The organism is Salinigranum sp. (assembly GCF_041641895.1).
Classification (GTDB): Archaea; Halobacteriota; Halobacteria; order Halobacteriales; family Haloferacaceae; genus Salinigranum.
The window spans coordinates 1-17,354 of the sequence record NZ_JBEPXO010000009.1 but is presented as its reverse complement, the minus strand read 5'-3'; the positions used below and the strand labels follow the sequence as shown (position 1 = coordinate 17,354).

Below are 17,354 nucleotides of genomic sequence, written 5' to 3'. Positions count from 1 at the left end.
CTCCCTCGTCTCCACTCGCACATGCGAACCCTCGCCTTCGACGGTCGGACCGGTGCCAGCGGAGACATGCTCCTCGCCGCCCTGGTCGCTGCCGGCGCCGACCCGGCCGTCCTCTCACCCGTCGAGGACGCTCTCGACGTCACGTACCGGGTCGGGGAGACGACGCGGAACGGCATCGCGGCGACCACCGTCGACGTCGTCCTGGACGACGCGGACGACGCGAGCCACGAGCGCGAAGCTGACGGGGCTCAGGACCACTCGCACGACCACGACCACTCACAGCGACACGACCACGACCACTCACATCAGCACGACCACGCGTCCGACGCCGATGCCGCGGCGACGGCCGACCACGCGGAGGGTGCCGGCCCGCACCGAAGCTACGCGGCGGTCCTCGACGTCGTCGCCGGCATGGACCTCGACGACGCGGTGGTCGAGCGCGCACGGGCGGTGGTGCGACGTCTCGCCGAGGCGGAGGCGACTGTCCACGGGACGTCCGTCGAGGAGATACACTTCCACGAGGTCGGTGCCGACGACGCCATCGCCGACATCGTCGGCAGTTGTCTGCTCCTCGCCGACCTCGCCGTCGACCGCGTGGTGACGACGCCCGTCGCCAGCGGCGGCGGCGTGGTCGAGATGAGCCACGGGACCTACCCGGTGCCCGCCCCCGCCGTCGTCGAACTCGCCGCCGGGGCCGACTGGCGTCTCGTGGGTGGTCCCGTCGAGCGCGAACTCCTCACCCCGACGGGCGCGGCGCTCCTCGCCGAGTTCGCCGAGGGTGTCGACGCGCTCCCCTCGCTGCACGTCTCCGCGTCGGGGTACGGCGCGGGCACGAAGTCGTTCGCCGACCACCCGAACGTCCTCCGGGCCGTTGTCGGTGACGGTGGTGGGAGACTGCGACGCGACGACATCACCGTCCTCGAGACGAACCTCGACGACGCCCCGCCGGAGGTCCTCGGCGGGCTCCAGGAGTCGCTCGTGGACGCCGGCGCGCGGGACGTCTCCGTCCTCCCGGTGACGATGAAGAAGTCCCGCCCCGGCCACCTCGTGAAAGTCGTCACCAAACCCGAGGACGCCGAGCGGGTCGCCCGCCGACTCGCCGTCGAGACCGGCACCCTCGGAATCCGCGAGCACGGCGCCGGGCACCGCTGGGTCGCCGAGCGCGACTTCCAGACCGTCACGCTCGACGTCTCCGGCCGGTCGTACGACGTTTCGGTCAAGGTCGCCTCGACGGCCGACGGCGAGGTGTACGACGTGAGCGCCGAGTACGACGACGCGGCCGCCGTCGCCCGCGAGACGGACCTCCCGGTCCGCGAGGTGGCCCGGCGGGCCGAGGCCGCGGCGCGGGACCGACTCGAGTGACTACCCCGTCTCGTCGCGGTGTTCGTCGGGTGTCTCGTCGCGGTGTTCGTCGGGTGTCTCGTCGCGGTGTTCGTCGAGCGCCTCGTCGACGTTCAACTCCCCGCTCGCCACCCGGCGGGCGAGTTCCTCGTCGATGGTCCGGTCGCCGCCAGAGCGCTGTCGCGACTCGTCCTTGATGCGCTGGAGTTCGCCCGGGGTCGGGTCGACCTCGCGGGAGTCGACGCGCTCGCCGTCGAGTCGGGCAATATTCACCGCGGCGAGGACGTCGCCCATCCCTCGCGTGCCGGTTCCGAGGTACGGCGTGGTGCCCGTCTCGTCCACGAGTTCGACGGGCACGTCGTCGAGTTCGTTGACGATGCGACTCCCCTGCAGGCGCGCACCGTCGCCGACTCGCACCAGGGGGTCGGTCTCGCCGTCGACCTCGCGGCGGATGACCTCGACGGCGTCGGCGAGGGGGACGTGGAAGGCGGCGACGACCACCTCACCCGAGAGGACGGCGATGCCCGGTCGCGTCCCGGGGTCGACGCCGACGACGGTTCGACCGCCACCGCCTCGGAGGACGGCGAGGGCTTCCTCCACCGCACGCCGTGCGTCGTCGCCGCCGCTCGCCACGACCCGTTCGACCCCCTCGGGCACGTCGACGGCGTCGACGTCGTCGTGGGAGACGACGACGACGTGCGCCCGGTCGGGTAACTCGTCGCCGGGTTCGACCGTGGTGAAGACGGTCCCCCGGTCGCGGAGTTCTGCGACGGCCTCGTGGTAGAGTTCGAAGTCTGCGGTGGCGACGACGATCACGCTCGCGGTTCGTCGCCCGCGGAATAAAACGTACCGAGCGAAGTGCGCCGCTCGGGGTGTCGTGTCGATGCGTGGTGAGAAGTGAGTGGACGGCGGCGTCGAACCGGGTCCGTCCGTCGCGGTCGGGTTCCGGTTACTTGGTGTCCGCGCGGACGAACGTCACCGGACAGGGCGCCGAGAGCATGATCTCCTGGGCGACGCTCCCGAAGACGGCCTTGCCCGTCGGCGAGCGTTTCCGGCCGCTGACCAGCACGAGGTCGGCTTCGAGTTCCTCGGCGACGGAGACGACCCGTTCGCCGTAGTCGCCGACCGCACCACGAATCTCGTAGTCGACGCCGGCCTCGTCGAGTTTCGCAGCCAGGGCACGGACCGGCGAGTAGCGCCGCGCGACGTCGTCGGCGCTGACGTCGGACGGCGCGCGGTCGAAGCCGAGCGTGTCGACGCGCGACTCGAACTCCTCGTGGGTGAACACGTGGTTGATGACGACTGTCGCGTCAGCGGGCCCGGCGATGTCGATTGCCTCCTCGGCGAGTCGCGTCACGCGCTCCGCGTCCTCGGGCCCGAGGGCCACGAGGACGCTGTTCAGACCGGACTGTCGCTTCGGCGGCTGCTGTACTGGCTGTTGGCTCATATTTCACTGTTGGACGCTGACCGCAATAAACCTTCCGAAGAATTTACTCAACCACGAGTAAAAATTAATAATGGACGTTCGTGTCGATTCGGTCCCGGCTCGACGGCCATCCGGACGGCCCGAACGGGGTGCGACGGCGTCGCTCTCGCCCGTTCGCAGTCGTGACGAGTCGGCCGTCCCCACGAGTGGACGTCCCAGCGACCGGCGGTCGTTGGCTCGCGACTGCCGTCCCGTCGACACCTCCGACACGTCAGTTCGTCTCCGCCGCGAGCGCGTCAGGTGCCTGCACGGACGACCCGGTCCACCCTCGCACACGCTCCACCCGACACACGCCGGATGCGAGGGATTAAATCGGGGTGCGACGCTACCTCTCGACGTGAGCGACCACCTCCCGACCGGCTGTCAGCCGCTCGACGACCTCCTCGGCGGCGGCCTCGAACGCGGCACCGTCACCCAGGTCTACGGCCCGCCCGCGGCCGGCAAGACCAACGTCGCGCTCTGCGCCGCCGTGCGCGCCGCCGTCGACGGCTTCGCCGTCTACGTCGACACCGAGGGACTGTCACCGGCGCGGTTCGAACAGGTCGCCGCGGCGGTCGGTGACGTCGACGACGTCGCCTCCCGGGTGGTCGTCTCGAACGCCCACGACTTCGAAGAACAGGAGCAGGCCGGCCGCGCCGTCGCGGCCATCGCCGAGCGCGCCGACCTCGTCGTCCTCGATTCGGCGACGGGCTTCTACCGCCTGGAGCGACACGACGACGACGAGGGGGCGGCGCTCCGGCGTGTCGCCCGGCAGGTCACGCACCTGCTCTCGATCGCCCGCCGTCACGACCTCGCCGTGTTGCTGACGAACCAGGTGTTCAGCGACCCCGATGCCGACCGGGTGCGCCCGCTCGGGGGGAACACGCTCGAACACTGGACGGGCGTGGTCGTCCGCCTCGACCGCTTCCGCGGCGGGAAGCGGCGAGCCACCCTGGAGAAACACGGGTCGAAGCCGGCGGGCGAGACTGCCACGTTCCGGATCACCGACGCGGGCCTCGAAGCGGTCGAGGAGTTCTGAACGCCGCGACGAGGAGCGGCCGCACCCGGTCGAACGTGGGTGCTCGCTCGCCGCCGTCGACCGCCCGCAACACGCGGACGACGTAGCCGAGCACGACGACCCGTGTGACGACGAGGGCCGAGAAGAACGTGAGGAAGCCACCGGTGAGAACCGTCGTGGTGGCCGCTTCACAGTCGGTGAAGAGAGTCCAGCGGCGCCGCCGACGCTCCCGGAGACCGGCTCCACGACCTGTCCGCATCTGGTCGCAGACTGACGAGAGCGCCGGTTCGTCGGGGCGCCTCCGCAGCGCTCCCCGGGAGACGGCCGGTTCTCGGGTCCTCGTTACAGGTCGCCGAGCTTTCTGAGGAGCTGTCCGCGGTAGCGCTCGTCGGCGTTGACGCCTTTCATCTCGAGCACGTTCCGCTCGAGTTTGTCCAGCGCGACGTGGAACGCGTGCTCGGCGCCGTAGCCTTCGCCCGACCCGGCCACCTGTCCGTGGCTGGTCCGGAGTCGGATCTGACACTGGATGAGGGGCGTTCCACGGAGCTTCTCCTTGTGTTCGTGGAACCGGACGTGCGCGTGGTGGACCTGCATCTGCTGGTACTTGTCGACCACCTCGGTGATGGCGCTCGTAATCTCGTCCCGCGAGATGGTGTCGAGCAGCGAGACGTTGGTGACCTGGACGTCCATCCGTTCCTCCTCGGTGAAGGTGAGCGCCCGGAGCACGTCGGTCTTCGTCAGCACGCCCGCGACGGTGCCGTCGTCGTCGGTCGGAGTGACGACGAGGCCGGCGATGTCGTTCTCGAGCATCTCTTCGACCGCGTCGCGGACGGACGCCGTCGGATCCGTGGTCATGACGGGGCTCGTCATCAGGTCGTAGACCGGCAGGTCGAGCATCCGGTCGATGTCGCCGCGGCGGTCACCTTTCCCCTGCTTGTGGTCGTTGCGAACGGCGAAGTCGACGATGTCGTGCGTCGTGATGACGCCCGCCAGACGGCCGCCGTCGTCCGTGACCGGCAGCCGGGAGATGCCGTGTTCGCGGAGCAGGTTGATGGCGCGTCCGATTCGGTCCTTCTCACCGATCTGAATCACGTCCTCGGTGAATATCTGCTCGACCACCAGCGCGTCGAGGTTCTCGATGACCGCCTCGAGGATGGCGTCCTCGGTGATGACGCCGACGAGTTTCTCGCCCTCGTAGACGGGCGCGAGCTTCACGTCGCCCTCGACGAGCATCCGCGCCACCTCGCGGACGTCCTCGTGTCGGTCGATCTTCGGCGCCGAGCGCACCAGCGCCGCCGCCTTCGTGTTGTCCTCGACGTGTGACTTGACGAGCTGTTTCTCGCCGATGACACCGACGTAGCTCCCGTCGTTGGTCACGATGAGGCCCTTCGGGTTCTCCCGGTCGAAGATGGACCGGATCTTACCCAGGCGCTTGTCCGCGTCGACCTCGATGAAATCAGGAAGGGCGATGTCAGAGATATCCATAGTCCAATCCGACCCTACACCGCGGGCGCTCTTGAAGCTTCGTTCCGTTCCCACACGTCTGAAGCGGGGTGCCCCCGCCGCGGCCGCCGTTCACCCCCGATGGCCTCACTGCATGCGTCGCATGCGTCGGGCTCAGGACCAGGTGTGGCCGTCCGTACAGCGGTGCTCGAAGCTCATGTGGTTCGGCTCCAGCGTGCAGTAGAACTGACAGTGCGGACACGGGGTATCACATTTCCAAGCCGACATTTACGGCGCGGTGGTACGCCGCCCAGAGGCTTAACACGTACTGACGTTCTCCGCGACTCTCCGACGTTCCGGACCGTTCGGGCCGGCGCCCATCCCTCCCGGCGACGGTCCGTCCGTCGGTCGCTCTCCGTCGCTACTCGTCGAGCGCCTCGAACTCGTCGTTCCCACAGCGGCAGTTCCCGTCGGTCCCGATGGGACGGAGCCGGTCCGTGCCGGCCTGAATCGGATACGCGCGGCCGCAGTCGGTGCAGACGCCGAGCAGGGCCGGCTCGCCGCCCGTCGAGGGGCCGTCCTCTCCGTCCGAACCCACCACGTCACCGTCCTCGCGCCGGCGATGGGGTGTCACCACCCTCCTCCCGTGCCGACGGCGCGCGACCCGACCTGTTCGACGGCGTCGGTTCCCGCGCTGTCGACGAGGTGTTCGCCGGCCAGCCCCGTCCGGTCGACGCGATACCGCCGACGCCGACCGACGTGACGGGCCGAGCCCCCGTCCTGACGGTCCACGACGGACGCGGCTGAGTCGACGGACGCCACTTCGTCCACGGGTCGTCCCGACGGTGCCGGATAGATTCCACGGGACGCGGTCGCTTGCGCCGCCACCACGCGGTCGACTGTTCCCGGGTCGACGTGTACCGTGACAGTGAGCCAAGACATCGGAAGAGACGTATCCTCCAGCGGGGGATGACCGTATCCGTTGACCAGACAACTCCTTCATATACCCCTGCCCGCCCCGGGTTACGCCGACACAGCCGCCACGCGGAGAGACGGCTCCGTACACCGCCTCACGACAGCAGCGTCCCCTCGAGGACCGCTTTCGTCCCCCGCCGAATCCGGTTCGAGAGTGCCTGCTTCGAGATGCCGAACTCGTCGGCGAGGGTATCGAGTGAGGCCCGGCTGGGGGTGTCGAAGTACCCGGTCCGGAGCGCGAGCAAGAGCGCCTCGCGCTGTTCCCCGGAGAGCCCGAGTTGACGGCCGACCTCGGTCTTCTCCGTCAGAGTGAAGCTCCGCTCGATGTGGACCGTGACGTCCCGTTCCACGCAGTAGTCGTAAAACCTCGAGAGGGAGTCGTGGTCCGGGAACCGGAGTCGGAACAGCCAGCCGTCGTCACGACGGGCCTCCAGCACCGTCCCCTCGGAGGCACCGATGCCCTGCAGGAGGCTGTGAGGAGTATCAGCCCACTCGATGCAGTAGAGCGACCAGCCGTCGAGACGGTCGAGGACGGTGAGCGAGACGACGTCGTCGGAAGCCCTGACCTGCGCTTCGAGCGCGTCCATGTCCGTCCCGGACACCCACAGGTACGGGACCACTGCCGACCCCGTGGGGACGACGCGTTCGAGTTCGACGCGTGTGTCGGGTGCGTCCGCGAGAACCCGGCCGAGCAGACACTCCTCGTCCGGGACGGAGAGTTCGACGATAACTGTCACTCACTCGTCACCACGGGGTGGACGCGGGTCAGCACGCGGCCTGCACACGCTACCAGCTCACCCGGGGCTCTCGGTCAGACCACCCGGCTGCGGCGGATTCGGCCGCTTCGGCCACCAGCGTTCGGACTCAGTCCCGCTTCACGCCGGGGTTGGTGACGGCCCCGTTCGCCGCGGAGTCGAACGCCTGGCCGTACTTCGCGAGCACACCGCTCGTGTAGTTCGGCTGGGACGGCTCCCACTCGTCTCGCCTCCTCGCCAGTTCCTCGTCGCTCACGTCGACGGACAGTTCCCGCTCGGGGATGTCGACGGTGACCTCGTCGCCGTCTTCGAGGAGTGCGATGGGGCCACCCACGGCCGCCTCGGGCGCGACGTGACCGATCATCGGCCCCCGCGTCCCGCCGGAGAAGCGCCCGTCGGTGATGAGCGCGACGTCCTCCTCGTGGCCCTGTCCGACGACGGCGGCGGTGACGCCGAGCATCTCGCGCATCCCCGGGCCACCCTGCGGTCCCTCGTTCCTGATGACGATGACGTCGCCCGACTCGACTTCGCCCTCCTGGACGTACCGCATCGCGTCCTCCTCGTCCTCGAACAGGCGGGCGGGGCCGACGTGGTGGAACGCGTCGTCGCCGGTCACCTTCAGGACCGCACCGTCGGGCGCGAGGTTGCCCGTCAGTATCTTGATGGCACCCTCCGCTTGCTTCGGGTCGTCGACGGTGTAGAGGAAGTCCGCCTCGATGTCCTCGTCGGCGGGCAGGTCCAGCGTCGCGAGTTCCTCTGCAATCGTGCGTCCGGTGACGGTCATCGCGTCGCCGTGGAACAGTCCCGCGTCGAGGAGACGGCGGATGACGACGGGAACGCCACCGACCTCGAAGAGGTCGTTCATCACGCGCTGACCACCCGGTTGGAGGTCGGCGATCTTCGGCGTGCGCCTGCTGATGGCGTCGAAGTCGTCGATTTCGAGGTCGATGCCTGCCTCGCGAGCGAGCGCCAGCAGGTGGAGCACGCCGTTGGTCGACCCGCCGATGGCCGTCTGCAGGGCGATGGCGTTCTCGAACGACTCCCGCGAGAGGATGTCGGAGGGCCGGCGGTCGTTCTCGATGCAGTCGAGGACGAGTTCGCCGGCCTCGCGGGCGACGTCGTACCGCGACTCGTGCTCGGCGGGCGGCCCGGCGCTCCCGAGCGGCGCCAACCCCAGAGCTTCGGAAATCGAAGCCATCGTGTTCGCGGTGAACATTCCGCCGCAGGACCCGGCGCCCGGGCAGGCGTGGCGCTCGAGGTCGTCGAGTTCGTCGGCGCTCATCTCGCCCTGCGCGTAGCCGCCGACGCCCTCGAACACCTGGACGATAGTGACGTCCCGGCCGTCGTGCTGGCCGGGCATGATGGAGCCACCGTAGAGGAACACGCTCGGGAGGTCGGTTCGGATGGCGGCCATCATCATCCCGGGGAGGTTCTTGTCACAGCCCGCGACGGTCACGAGGCCGTCCATACGCTCGCCGAAGGCGACGAGTTCGACCGAGTCGGCGATGACCTCCCGGGAGATGAGCGACGCTTTCATCCCCTCGGTCCCCATCGAGATGGCGTCCGAGATGGTGATGGTGCCGAACTCGATGGGCATCCCGCCCGCGTCGTCGGCCCCCGCGATGGCTGCGTCCGCGACGTCGTCGAGGTGGACGTTACACGGTGTGATGTCCGCGGCGGGGTTGGCCACGCCGACCATCGGCGAGGAGAGGTCCTCGTCGTCGAACCCCATCGCGCGGAACATCGCCCGATGGGGTGCCCGTTCGGCACCCTCCGTCACGTCTCGGCTCGGGAGGTCCCGGTCCTTCCGCCCGGCGAACTGGTCGGTGTCGTCCTGTGCTCGTTCGGGAGGCTCTTGATGACTCATACCCGGGAGTTGCGCCGCGGACGCTTAAATGACCGTCACTGCCGGCAACGTGGCGTCGGCGGGGCGGGTGGCGACACCGATTCGCGGCTCCGAGGCGCGACTACAGCACGTTCGGGAAGTCGGAGATGAGGCCGTCGACGTCGGCGTCGACGAGCTGGTCGGCCTGGTACCAGCTCTGGATGGTCCAGACGTTCAGTTCGATGTCGCGCTCGTCGGCCGCCGAGACCAGATCGACGTCGGCGTACCCACCGTCGGGGACGTTGTCGTAGCCGATGTCGTCCGAGAAGAACGGCGTCCCCTGGACCATGTTGTACGGGACGTTCATCGCGTCACAGTCGTACTCGTCGGTCACCTCGAGACCGGCCTCGATGTCGTTCCAGAACAGGAACGCGATGGGGACGTCCGGGTAGTCCTCGGCGACAGCCGCGATGGCGTCCTCGGCGAACGACGAGACGAGTATCTCGTTGTCGTAGTCGGCGGCGATGGAGAGGGTCCGGTCGGCGAAGTCGTCCCACGACATGTTCCCGTTCGCTTTGAACTCGAGGTTCACGCCGACTTCGGGGGGGATGGCGTCCATGACCTCCGTCAGCAGCGGCACCGTCTCGCCGCTCTCGAGCACCTCCGCGGACGTCACCGTCTCGCAGTCGGTCTCCCAGACGGTCCCCTCCGCGTCGGTCAGTCCCCGCGTCCCCTCGTCACGACTGGACAGTTGGTTGTCGTGGAAGACGACGATGTCGCCGTCTCCGCAGGGCATGACGTCGACTTCGATCATGTCGGCCTGCCGCTGTGCTAGGCTGGGGAGCTCCCGCCGCTCGAGGTCCCGGAACAGCTCGGACAGGTCGTCGTCGAGGTCGAGGACGATTTCCCCGTCCTCGATGGACTCGACGCTGTCGCGGAGCACGTCGGCGAGCCGTTGCCCCTGCTCCGGACTCCACCCGCGCGAGGCGTTGCGTACTGCTTGCACCGTGTTCTCCGGGTCGACACCGGCGAACCCACGGTGAGCGATGAGCGCCACGTCGCTCGACCGTCCGTCTCCTCTCCCCGGGTTGTCGTCCGAACGACCGCTCCCCGGGTTGTCGTCCGAACGACCTCCGCCGTGTCCAGCCTCCTGCGCCGACGCGGCGCCGGAGGTAACGGCCGCTCCGACCGCCGCAGCTCCAGTTCCCTTGACGAATGTCCGTCGATCGAGCGTCGTGTCTCTATCAGACATCGGTTGCTCCTCCTCTCCCCCGCCAGAAAACACCCGGCGGTACTGAAAACAACCTGATATCTGGTAGTGTCGAGTGTCTGTCGAGCGGAACTGTGTATCGACGGAGAACGTCTGTCGAGCGGGAACGGGGTCAGTCGTGCGTCCTACTCGTCCTCGTCTCGTCGTGCCAGCCCCGCGAGGTGTCCCGCCACCTCGACGGCGATGTCCGCCCCGAGTCGGGCCGCGTTCTCGCTCCCCGGCAGACAGAACACGGGCGTCTCGTCGACGATGCCCGCCGTGGCACGGGTCGCTACGACCATGACGCCGACCTCGTCGTACGACTGCCGCCGGAAGAGTTCGCCGAACCCCGGGAGGCGTTTGGCGAACAGGCGGTCCGCCGCCTCGACGGTCACGTCGTCCGGGGTCACCCCCGTCCCCCCGGTCGAGACGACCACGTCGACGTCGTCGCGTTTCGTGAGCGCCGACAGCGCCGACTGGACGGTGTCGTACTCGTCGCCGACGAGGTCACGGGTGGTTATCTCGTGGCCCGCGTCCTCGAACCGTGCGGCAATCGCGTCGCCCGCCGGGTCGTCGTCGAGCGACCGCGACGAGGTGACGGTGAGGACGGCCACGCCGAGCGTCTCGACGTCGTGGTGGTGGTGGTCGTGTGCGCCGTGGTCGTCGCCGTTGTCGTGCGTGTGGTCGTCACCGTGGGCGTGGTCGTGCTCACCGTCGCGTTCGTGTTCGTCGCGTCCACCGAGCGGTCGGTCGTCGCTCATGCCCGTTCGTTCTGGCTGCCTCGCCAAAACTCCGGTCCATCGTCCGGCCCCCCGAAGTTCGACAGACGTCGAACTACCGGTCGTCGATACGCGTAACCATACCGTTTTATCACTGTGGTTTGACCCACCGACGATGAAGGCCGTTCAGTTCTCGGAGCACGGCGACCGTGACGTCATCGAGTACGGCGACTTCCCCGACCCGGAAATCGACCGCGACGAGGTCCTCGTCGACATCAAGGCCGGCGGGTTGAACTACCTCGACGTCTGGACCCGTCGCGGCCTGCCGATCATCGACCTCGACTTCCCGCACATCCCGGGGAGCGACGGTGCGGGCGTCGTCCAGGACGTGGGCGAGGAGGTCACGCGGTTCGAGGTGGGCGACCACGTCGCCGTCCAGCCGGGCAAGTACTGTGGGAAGTGCGAGTTCTGCCGCGACGGCGAGGAGTCGATGTGTGTCTCCTACCACCTGATCGGCGAGCACATCAGAGGCGTCCACTCCGAACTGGCGGCGGTCCCCGAGGAGAACCTCGTGGAGGTGCCGACGCACGTCGACTGGGAGACGGCGGCGTCGGCCTCGCTGGTGTTCCAGACGGCGTGGCGGATGCTCATCTCGCGGGGCGAACTCGGCCCGAGCGAGTCCGTGCTCGTCCTCGGTGCCTCCGGTGGGGTGGGTCACGCCGCGGTGCAGATTGCCGACTACGTCGGCGCCGAGGTGTACGCCACCGCCTCGACGGAGGAGAAACTCTCCTACGCCGAAGACTGCGGCGCCGACCACGTCATCAACTACGAGTCCGAGGACTTCGCCAGCGAGATCAGAGAGATGACCGGTAAGCGCGGCGTCGACATGGTCGTCGACCACATCGGCGACGCCACCTACCCGAACTCGCTGAAGTCGCTCGCGAAGGGCGGCCGCGTCGTCACCTGTGGCGCGACCACGGGGGGCAACCCCGGCGCCGGACTGGACCGTATCTTCTGGAACCAGCTCTCGGTCGTCGGATCGACGATGGCCACGCCCGGCGAAATCGACGACGTCCTCCCACTGGTGTGGGACGGCACGTTCGAGTCGCACGTCCGCGCGAACCTTCCGATGAGCGAGGCCGCTCGCGCACACGAGATGCTCGAAGAGCGTGAAGGCTTTGGGAGCGTGGTCGTAACTCCCGACAGTGAGCTCTGAGACCGACGAGGGATACGTCCACCGCCCCGACGCGGGTGACACAGCGGACGCCGCAGAGAGCGTGGCCGACTCCGGTTCCGACGCCGGTCCCGAGTCGGATGCCGAGGAGCGTGCTCCGCTCCCCGGCCCCGAACCGACCGGCTTCGGCGACCGTGGCTGGGTGCTCGTCGCCACCGTAATCCTCTCGTTCCTCGTCATTCCCGGTATCATCTACCTGCGGCCCGCCCTCCCCGGCGAGGCCGGCCTGTCGTTCATCGTCGCCATGCTCGTCCTCCCCCTCGTCCCGGCACTCCTCCTGGGTGTCACCGCGGTGTGGTCGATGGCGGCGAGTCGGCGACGGTGAGTTCCGACTGGCCGGCCGGTCGTTCGCTCCCGCACACCGACCGTCGGCACTGATGGGCGCGCGGGCGCGCGGCGGCGCGGCCGCCGTGACGTCTCTCTCGCCTCTCCCGCGGGGGCCGCGACGACGTTCCCCCGACTCGCGACGACCGACTGGTCGCGACCCGCTACGACCGCTCCTCGACGACTGCGTTACACCGCAGACACAGCACCGCCTCGGCGACGTAGTTGACGTCGTGTGAGCCACACGCCGGACAGGTGAAGCGGTCGACGCCGTACTCCGTCGACCCCCGCGGCGCGTACAGTTTCCCCTCTCTGATCCGCGCCGCCAGCAACTCGCGGACGCGACTCCGCACGAACCGGACGCGGCGGGAGAGGGCGTCGCTCCCCGTCCCGTGGATGTCGTCCCACCCCACGTCGTCGGGCCGGGAGAGGTGGGTGACGAGGTCGGTCCCGGCCTGTAAGAGCGGGCGCGTCGTCGCCTTCGCCGGGTCGTCGACGGCCGCGTCCGCGTACCCCTGTGCGGCCCGGTCGTACGCCTCGCCCGCCCGCTCTGTCTCGCCCGCCAGTCCCCGGCAGTGGCCGAGGAGTTCGTCGCAGGCGGCGGCGTCCACCCCCGTTCGCACGCGCCTCTGGTCGACGGCGACGAGCGCACCCTGCATCGCCCGGTTCCGGGCGGCCGCCTCCACGCCCGCGAGCCGATAACAGAGTCCGGCGCGGACGAGGTGACAGACCGCGGTCCCCGCCGACGTCCGCCGCTCGTCGAACGCCTCGCGCCGGAACCCCTCGTGCCCGGCGAGCGTCCCGTACGCCGCGAGCGTGTACTGCTCTCCCGCCGTCTGCCAGTCCTCTGACGCAGTCGCGCGGATGGCTCGGTCCGTGTGGTCCAGGTCGCCCCCGGTGTCGGTGGCGTCGACGTGGTCCATGCCCGGTCGCAGGAGTCGGTGGGTATGGTGGTTTCGGTCCCGCTCCGCTGTAGACATGGTTTTTACATCGAGGCCGAACAGTACCGTGGTACGATGTCCACACACCCCACGGCAGGGTCGGAGGGGAGACGGTGCGACTGACAGCCAGCTCCGCGGACGTGACGCCGACGTCCGCCGAGTCGCGTCGATGAGGACTCGAATCGACTGGCGCGTCAGCTGTCGCCTGGTCGGAACCATCCTCAAGTGGCTGTGGGTTCCGCTCGCGCTCCCACTCGCGATCGCACTCCTCGACGGTACCTCCCCGCTCCCGTTCTTCGCTCCGATGGTCGGGACGGTCGTCCTCGGGGCGGCGCTCGAACGGCTGACCGACTCGAGTTCGCTCGGACTGCGCGAGGGGTTCCTGATGGTCTCTCTGACCTGGCTGAGCGCCGCTGTCGTCGGGAGCGTGCCGTTCGTCCTCGCCGGCGAGGGCGCGCTCGCCCAGCCGGTGAACGCGCTGTTCGAGAGCATGAGTGGCATCACCACGACCGGCGCGACGGTCATAGTAGACTTCGACCGACACTCGCGGGCGGTGCTGCTGTGGCGCGCGACGCTCCAGTGGCTCGGCGGCATCGGCATCCTCGTCGTCGCGACGGCCGTCCTCTCGCAACTCTCCGTCGGGGGGGCACAGCTCATGGAGACCGAAACGCAGACGCAGGACGTCAACAAGCTCACGCCTCGGATATCAGAGACGGCCGCTCTCCTCTGGAAGCTCTACCTCGGGCTGACCGCGCTCCAGGTGGCTGTCCTCTACGGCCTCCACCTCGTGGGGCTGGCGCCGGAGATGACGCTGTACGACGCGGTCACGCACGCCTTCACCACCATCTCGACGAGCGGGTTCTCCCCGCGAGCGGAGAGTCTCGCTGCGTTCTCTCCGGTCGTGCAGTGGGCCGTCATCCCGTTCATGGCCGCCGGCGCGACCAGCTTCGTCCTCATCTACTTCGCGCTCCAGGGGAACACGAACCGCCTCCGCGAGAGCGAGGAGTTCCGCTTCTACCTCGGCGTCCTGGCGTTCTTCTCGCTCGCCATCGCTGGCATCCTCTTCGTCGACGGCGGTCCGCACACCAGCCCGGAGGCCATCGCGCGCCACTCCCTCTTCCAGGTCGTCTCGATCGTGACCACCACCGGGTACGCGAGCACGGACTTCAACCTCTGGTCGTCGGCCGCCAAACACCTGCTGTTCGTCTGTATGTTCATCGGGGGGATGGCCGGTAGCACCACCTGCTCAATCAAGGCGCTCCGGTGGCTTGTGGTGCTGAAAGCGTTCCGCCGCGACCTGTTCACCGTGGCGAACCCCTCCGTCGTTCGGCCCGTCCGACTGAGCGGACAGGTCGTCCCGGAGGCGACTATCCGCGACATCTACGCGTACACGCTCGTCTCGCTCGTCTTCTTCATCTTCGCGACCATCTTCGTCGTCGTCGACGCCTCGCGGGTCCAGCTGGCCGTCACGGAGTTCGAGGCGATGGGCGCGGCGGCCTCGACGTTCTTCAACGTCGGACCGGGCTTCGGCATCGCCGGCCCGTTCGCGAACTACGAGTCGTTCCCCTCGAGCACCAAACTCGTCATGACGTTCCTCATGTGGCTCGGCCGCATCGAGATCATCCCGGTGCTCGTCGTCCTCACGCCGTCGTACTGGCAGTCGTGAGCCGACTCACCGTCGTCCCTCTCCTGCCAGCCACGCGGTCACTCGTTCGGCGACGTACGCGTGTCCAGCGTCGTTCGGGTGGACGCCGTCCTCCGTCCGCTCGAACCACTCGCCGACCGGTCGCGCCACGGCGAGATGTGTCTCCACCGCGTCGGCCAGCGCATCGTCGTACGCGAGAGACCGTCCGGGTTGGCTCTCGTCGAACGGGACGCCTTCCCCCCCGTCGAGTCTCAGGAGCGGGACGAGCCCGACGAACGCGTGCCGGTCGACGCGCTCGTGCGAGGCGAGGAACGTGTCGAGGGCCGCCGCCGCATCGCGGAACGCCGTGTCCGAGACGCGTGGTTCGCCGCCGCTCAACTGGGCGTCGTTGTGTCCGGCGTGGACGAGGACGACCGTCTCGTCCCCTGGTGGTCGCGTTCGTCCCCGTCGCACACCCCGACGTCGAGCGAGTCGTCGCCGGTCACCACTCGCTCGCTCAGCGACGCGAGCGAGACGCCCCTAAGTGGTTCCTCCGGTGTCCAGCTCGGGCTGCCGTCACCACCTGTTCACCTCGGCGTTCGCCACGCTGGTTCTCGATTCGGATACTCGGCGCCGGTAGACGTGTGGTTCTATAAAAAACGTCGCGACAACGCTTTTGAGTATCCGTGGTGTGAGAACACATTGCACAGTATGTTCGAACAGTTCTCAAGCGGATACTACCTCGGACGCCTGTACGTCGAACCGCACGGCGGCGACCACGCCGTCATCCACCGTGACGACCACGTCCGGGTCAACGAACACCTCTACACTGCGGACGAGGGGGTCGAACGCACGGACGCCCCCTTGGTGATGAAACTGGAGAGCGGCGGGCACTTCCCCGTTCTCGGCGACGACAGCGTCCCGACCGGCACACTCGCCGTGCCCGAACCGCTCGCCCCGGGCAACCTCCCCGACAGACGGGAGGTCCTGCTCGCGAAGGCCGACCGGGCCGCCGAACTGCTCCGGTACGCCGGGTGGGTCCCGCCCGAAGGCCGGTGAGCCGACCCGGCTATCGCTCGCTGATATCCGGGACGGACGGTATAAGTGCCCTCCGCCACCTTCCCTGCGCATGCTCGACGAGTTGCTCGGCCGCGCCGAGTTGAAAGCGCGCATCGCTGACCTCGAAGAGGAGGTTGGTCACCTCGAAGCCCGGTACGAGGCCGAATCCGAGCGGCGCGCGGAGGCGGTGCGCGCGCGTCAGGAGGCCGAGGAGCGGGTCAACCGCCTCGAGGACCGCATCGCTGACCTCGAAGGCCGACTGGCGGCCGTCGACGACGACGAGGAGGTGTCGTTCCGGGGGCGTGAGACGCTCTCCCGTGCTCGACTGCGGGCGGTCCTCGCTCGACTCCGTTCGTTCGAGACGGACGCCGAGGGGGCACTCACGGCGTTCGTCGACTCGGAGGGAGTCCCCGAGGCCGTCGAGCGGGCCGTGGGTGACCGTGGCCCGCTCGTCCGCCGTGCCGCGCCGTGTCTCGTCTGCGTCGACGACGCTGGACTCGTCGCCGTCACACTCGACCCGCCCGTCGCCCCCGACCCGTTCGTGACGTGGGGCGACGGCTTCGAACTCGACGACGAGTGGTTCCTCCCCCGCTCCGGCGACGTGCTTGCGCTCGTGCGTTCGGACCTGTTCGTCGTCGGGACGTACGACGGCACCGAGTGGGCCGTCTCCGACCACGTCGAGAGCGACGTCAAGAGCGCCCACTCGAAGGGTGGGTTCTCACAGGGGCGCTTCGAGCGCCGTCGCGACGCGCAGGTCGACGAACACGTCGAGAAGGCGCTCGACGTCCTCGACGGGGTTTCGGCGACCGGGCGACTGGTCGTCGTCGGCGAGAAGACCGTCCTCGGCGCGTTCGACGAGCGGGCCGACCACGTCGCCCGGGTCGACGCCAGCGGCGACCCCGAGGAGGCGTTCACGGCCGCCGTCGACGACTTCTTCACCACGCGGCTGTCGTTGCTGTGAGTCCGCTTCGGGGTGGCGTGTCCGGGACTACTGTTCGATGGGGCTGACAGCCGGCACGCTCCCCTCCGCACGGCGTCGTGCCGGACACCCGCGCCCGCCGTACGGTCGACGTCACGTCACGCACCGGGGTGGCCGCGTCCTCGTACGTGAACGTTCGCCCGGTTCGGAGGGGAGCGTCGCGGACGCCGCCTGGACCGCGTGGCGAGTGCGCGCGAACAGACACCGCCGCGGCCGGTGCGAGCGAGACGGCCCGCGGCACACGGGCGCGGTGGACGCCTCGGCACTCCCCAACCGTGGTGCTCGCGCCCGGAGGCGCGAGGGAGGACAGGAGGGAGCCATGGCCGACCCGGAGGCGCGGGAGGAGCCGCAGCCGAAGGGCGTCGATCTCGTGACCGTCCTGTACATCCTGGGCGGCATCCCG

General features: G+C 68.9%; 20 protein-coding genes. 8 read left to right on the top strand and 12 right to left on the bottom strand.

Features of this window, described 5'->3' with window-relative positions:
- Positions 1–21: 21 nt before the first annotated feature.
- Entirely contained in the window at positions 22–1,362 is a 1,341-nt protein-coding gene (gene larC / locus ACESK5_RS03180) for a nickel pincer cofactor biosynthesis protein LarC (RefSeq protein WP_372910099.1), read from the top strand.
- Here larC and ACESK5_RS03175 read toward each other — a convergent pair whose 3' ends face one another.
- Positions 1,363–2,157, bottom strand: a complete 795-nt coding sequence (locus ACESK5_RS03175) for a hypothetical protein (protein WP_372910098.1) — start codon at positions 2,155–2,157, stop codon at positions 1,363–1,365.
- A gap of 133 nt (positions 2,158–2,290) precedes the next feature.
- The gene (locus ACESK5_RS03170; RefSeq protein ID WP_372910097.1) at positions 2,291–2,788 is read right to left on the bottom strand and encodes a universal stress protein; all 498 of its coding nucleotides are present in this window, start codon (positions 2,786–2,788) and stop codon (positions 2,291–2,293) included.
- 376 nt (positions 2,789–3,164) lie between these two features.
- On the opposite strand from ACESK5_RS03170, the gene radB reads away from it, so the two are divergent.
- Entirely contained in the window at positions 3,165–3,845 is a 681-nt protein-coding gene (gene radB, locus ACESK5_RS03165; RefSeq protein ID WP_372910096.1) for a DNA repair and recombination protein RadB, read from the top strand.
- On the opposite strand, the gene ACESK5_RS03160 is transcribed toward radB, so the two are convergent.
- The 8 genes from ACESK5_RS03160 to ACESK5_RS03125 all read right to left on the bottom strand — a co-directional run bounded on the left by ACESK5_RS03160 (position 3,808) and on the right by ACESK5_RS03125 (position 10,832).
- Positions 3,808–4,083 (bottom strand): hypothetical protein, encoded by a 276-nt coding sequence (locus ACESK5_RS03160; protein ID WP_372910095.1) that lies wholly within the window; start codon positions 4,081–4,083, stop codon positions 3,808–3,810. The two genes, radB and ACESK5_RS03160, sit on opposite strands and share 38 nt — an antisense overlap.
- A gap of 83 nt (positions 4,084–4,166) precedes the next feature.
- Positions 4,167–5,309, bottom strand: coding sequence for a CBS domain-containing protein (locus ACESK5_RS03155; protein ID WP_372910094.1), 1,143 nt, complete (start codon positions 5,307–5,309; stop codon positions 4,167–4,169).
- A gap of 379 nt (positions 5,310–5,688) precedes the next feature.
- Positions 5,689–5,901: a hypothetical protein gene (locus ACESK5_RS03150; RefSeq protein ID WP_372910093.1), complete on the bottom strand. Its 213-nt coding sequence runs from the start codon at positions 5,899–5,901 to the stop codon at positions 5,689–5,691.
- A complete protein-coding gene (locus ACESK5_RS03145) occupies positions 5,898–6,098 on the bottom strand; it encodes a hypothetical protein (protein ID WP_372910092.1) in 201 nt (66 codons plus the stop codon). The genes ACESK5_RS03150 and ACESK5_RS03145 overlap by 4 nt, the downstream gene beginning before the upstream one ends.
- 239 nt (positions 6,099–6,337) lie before the next feature.
- Positions 6,338–6,979: a helix-turn-helix domain-containing protein gene (locus ACESK5_RS03140; protein ID WP_372910091.1), complete on the bottom strand. Its 642-nt coding sequence runs from the start codon at positions 6,977–6,979 to the stop codon at positions 6,338–6,340.
- A gap of 127 nt (positions 6,980–7,106) precedes the next feature.
- Positions 7,107–8,864 carry a dihydroxy-acid dehydratase gene (ilvD, locus tag ACESK5_RS03135; RefSeq protein ID WP_372910090.1) on the bottom strand — a complete coding sequence of 586 codons (1,758 nt, stop codon included), beginning with the start codon at positions 8,862–8,864 and terminating at the stop codon, positions 7,107–7,109.
- Positions 8,865–8,964: 100 nt separating this feature from the next.
- Positions 8,965–9,879 (bottom strand): glycerophosphodiester phosphodiesterase, encoded by a 915-nt coding sequence (locus tag ACESK5_RS03130; RefSeq protein ID WP_372910089.1) that lies wholly within the window; start codon positions 9,877–9,879, stop codon positions 8,965–8,967.
- A 338-nt stretch (positions 9,880–10,217) separates the two neighbouring features.
- A complete protein-coding gene (locus ACESK5_RS03125) occupies positions 10,218–10,832 on the bottom strand; it encodes a molybdenum cofactor biosynthesis protein B (protein ID WP_372910088.1) in 615 nt (204 codons plus the stop codon).
- 133 nt (positions 10,833–10,965) lie between these two features.
- On the opposite strand from ACESK5_RS03125, the gene ACESK5_RS03120 reads away from it, so the two are divergent.
- Both ACESK5_RS03120 and ACESK5_RS03115 read left to right on the top strand, forming a co-directional pair.
- Positions 10,966–12,006 (top strand): zinc-binding dehydrogenase, encoded by a 1,041-nt coding sequence (locus tag ACESK5_RS03120; protein ID WP_372910087.1) that lies wholly within the window; start codon positions 10,966–10,968, stop codon positions 12,004–12,006.
- Positions 11,996–12,349 (top strand): hypothetical protein, encoded by a 354-nt coding sequence (locus ACESK5_RS03115; protein WP_372910086.1) that lies wholly within the window; start codon positions 11,996–11,998, stop codon positions 12,347–12,349. Before ACESK5_RS03120 ends, ACESK5_RS03115 begins: the two co-directional genes overlap by 11 nt.
- 163 nt (positions 12,350–12,512) lie before the next feature.
- On the opposite strand, the gene ACESK5_RS03110 is transcribed toward ACESK5_RS03115, so the two are convergent.
- Complete coding sequence (locus tag ACESK5_RS03110; RefSeq protein ID WP_372910085.1) at positions 12,513–13,271, bottom strand: hypothetical protein; 759 nt, start codon at positions 13,269–13,271, stop codon at positions 12,513–12,515.
- A 187-nt stretch (positions 13,272–13,458) separates the two neighbouring features.
- On the opposite strand from ACESK5_RS03110, the gene ACESK5_RS03105 reads away from it, so the two are divergent.
- Entirely contained in the window at positions 13,459–14,955 is a 1,497-nt protein-coding gene (locus tag ACESK5_RS03105) for a TrkH family potassium uptake protein (protein ID WP_372910084.1), read from the top strand.
- Between the two features lie 6 nt (positions 14,956–14,961).
- On the opposite strand, the gene ACESK5_RS03100 is transcribed toward ACESK5_RS03105, so the two are convergent.
- A complete protein-coding gene (locus ACESK5_RS03100) occupies positions 14,962–15,387 on the bottom strand; it encodes a hypothetical protein (RefSeq protein WP_372910083.1) in 426 nt (141 codons plus the stop codon).
- A gap of 237 nt (positions 15,388–15,624) precedes the next feature.
- Here ACESK5_RS03100 and ACESK5_RS03095 point away from each other — a divergent pair, with 237 nt between their 5' ends.
- From ACESK5_RS03095 to ACESK5_RS03085, 3 genes are all read left to right on the top strand, one after another.
- Positions 15,625–15,972, top strand: coding sequence for a DUF5802 family protein (locus ACESK5_RS03095; RefSeq protein WP_372910082.1), 348 nt, complete (start codon positions 15,625–15,627; stop codon positions 15,970–15,972).
- 70 nt (positions 15,973–16,042) lie between these two features.
- On the top strand, positions 16,043–16,933 hold the full coding sequence (locus ACESK5_RS03090) for a Vms1/Ankzf1 family peptidyl-tRNA hydrolase (protein ID WP_372910081.1): 891 nt from the start codon (positions 16,043–16,045) through the stop codon (positions 16,931–16,933).
- A 205-nt stretch (positions 16,934–17,138) separates the two neighbouring features.
- A partial coding sequence (locus ACESK5_RS03085; protein ID WP_372910080.1) for a hypothetical protein occupies positions 17,139–17,354 on the top strand: 216 nt, incomplete at its 3' end.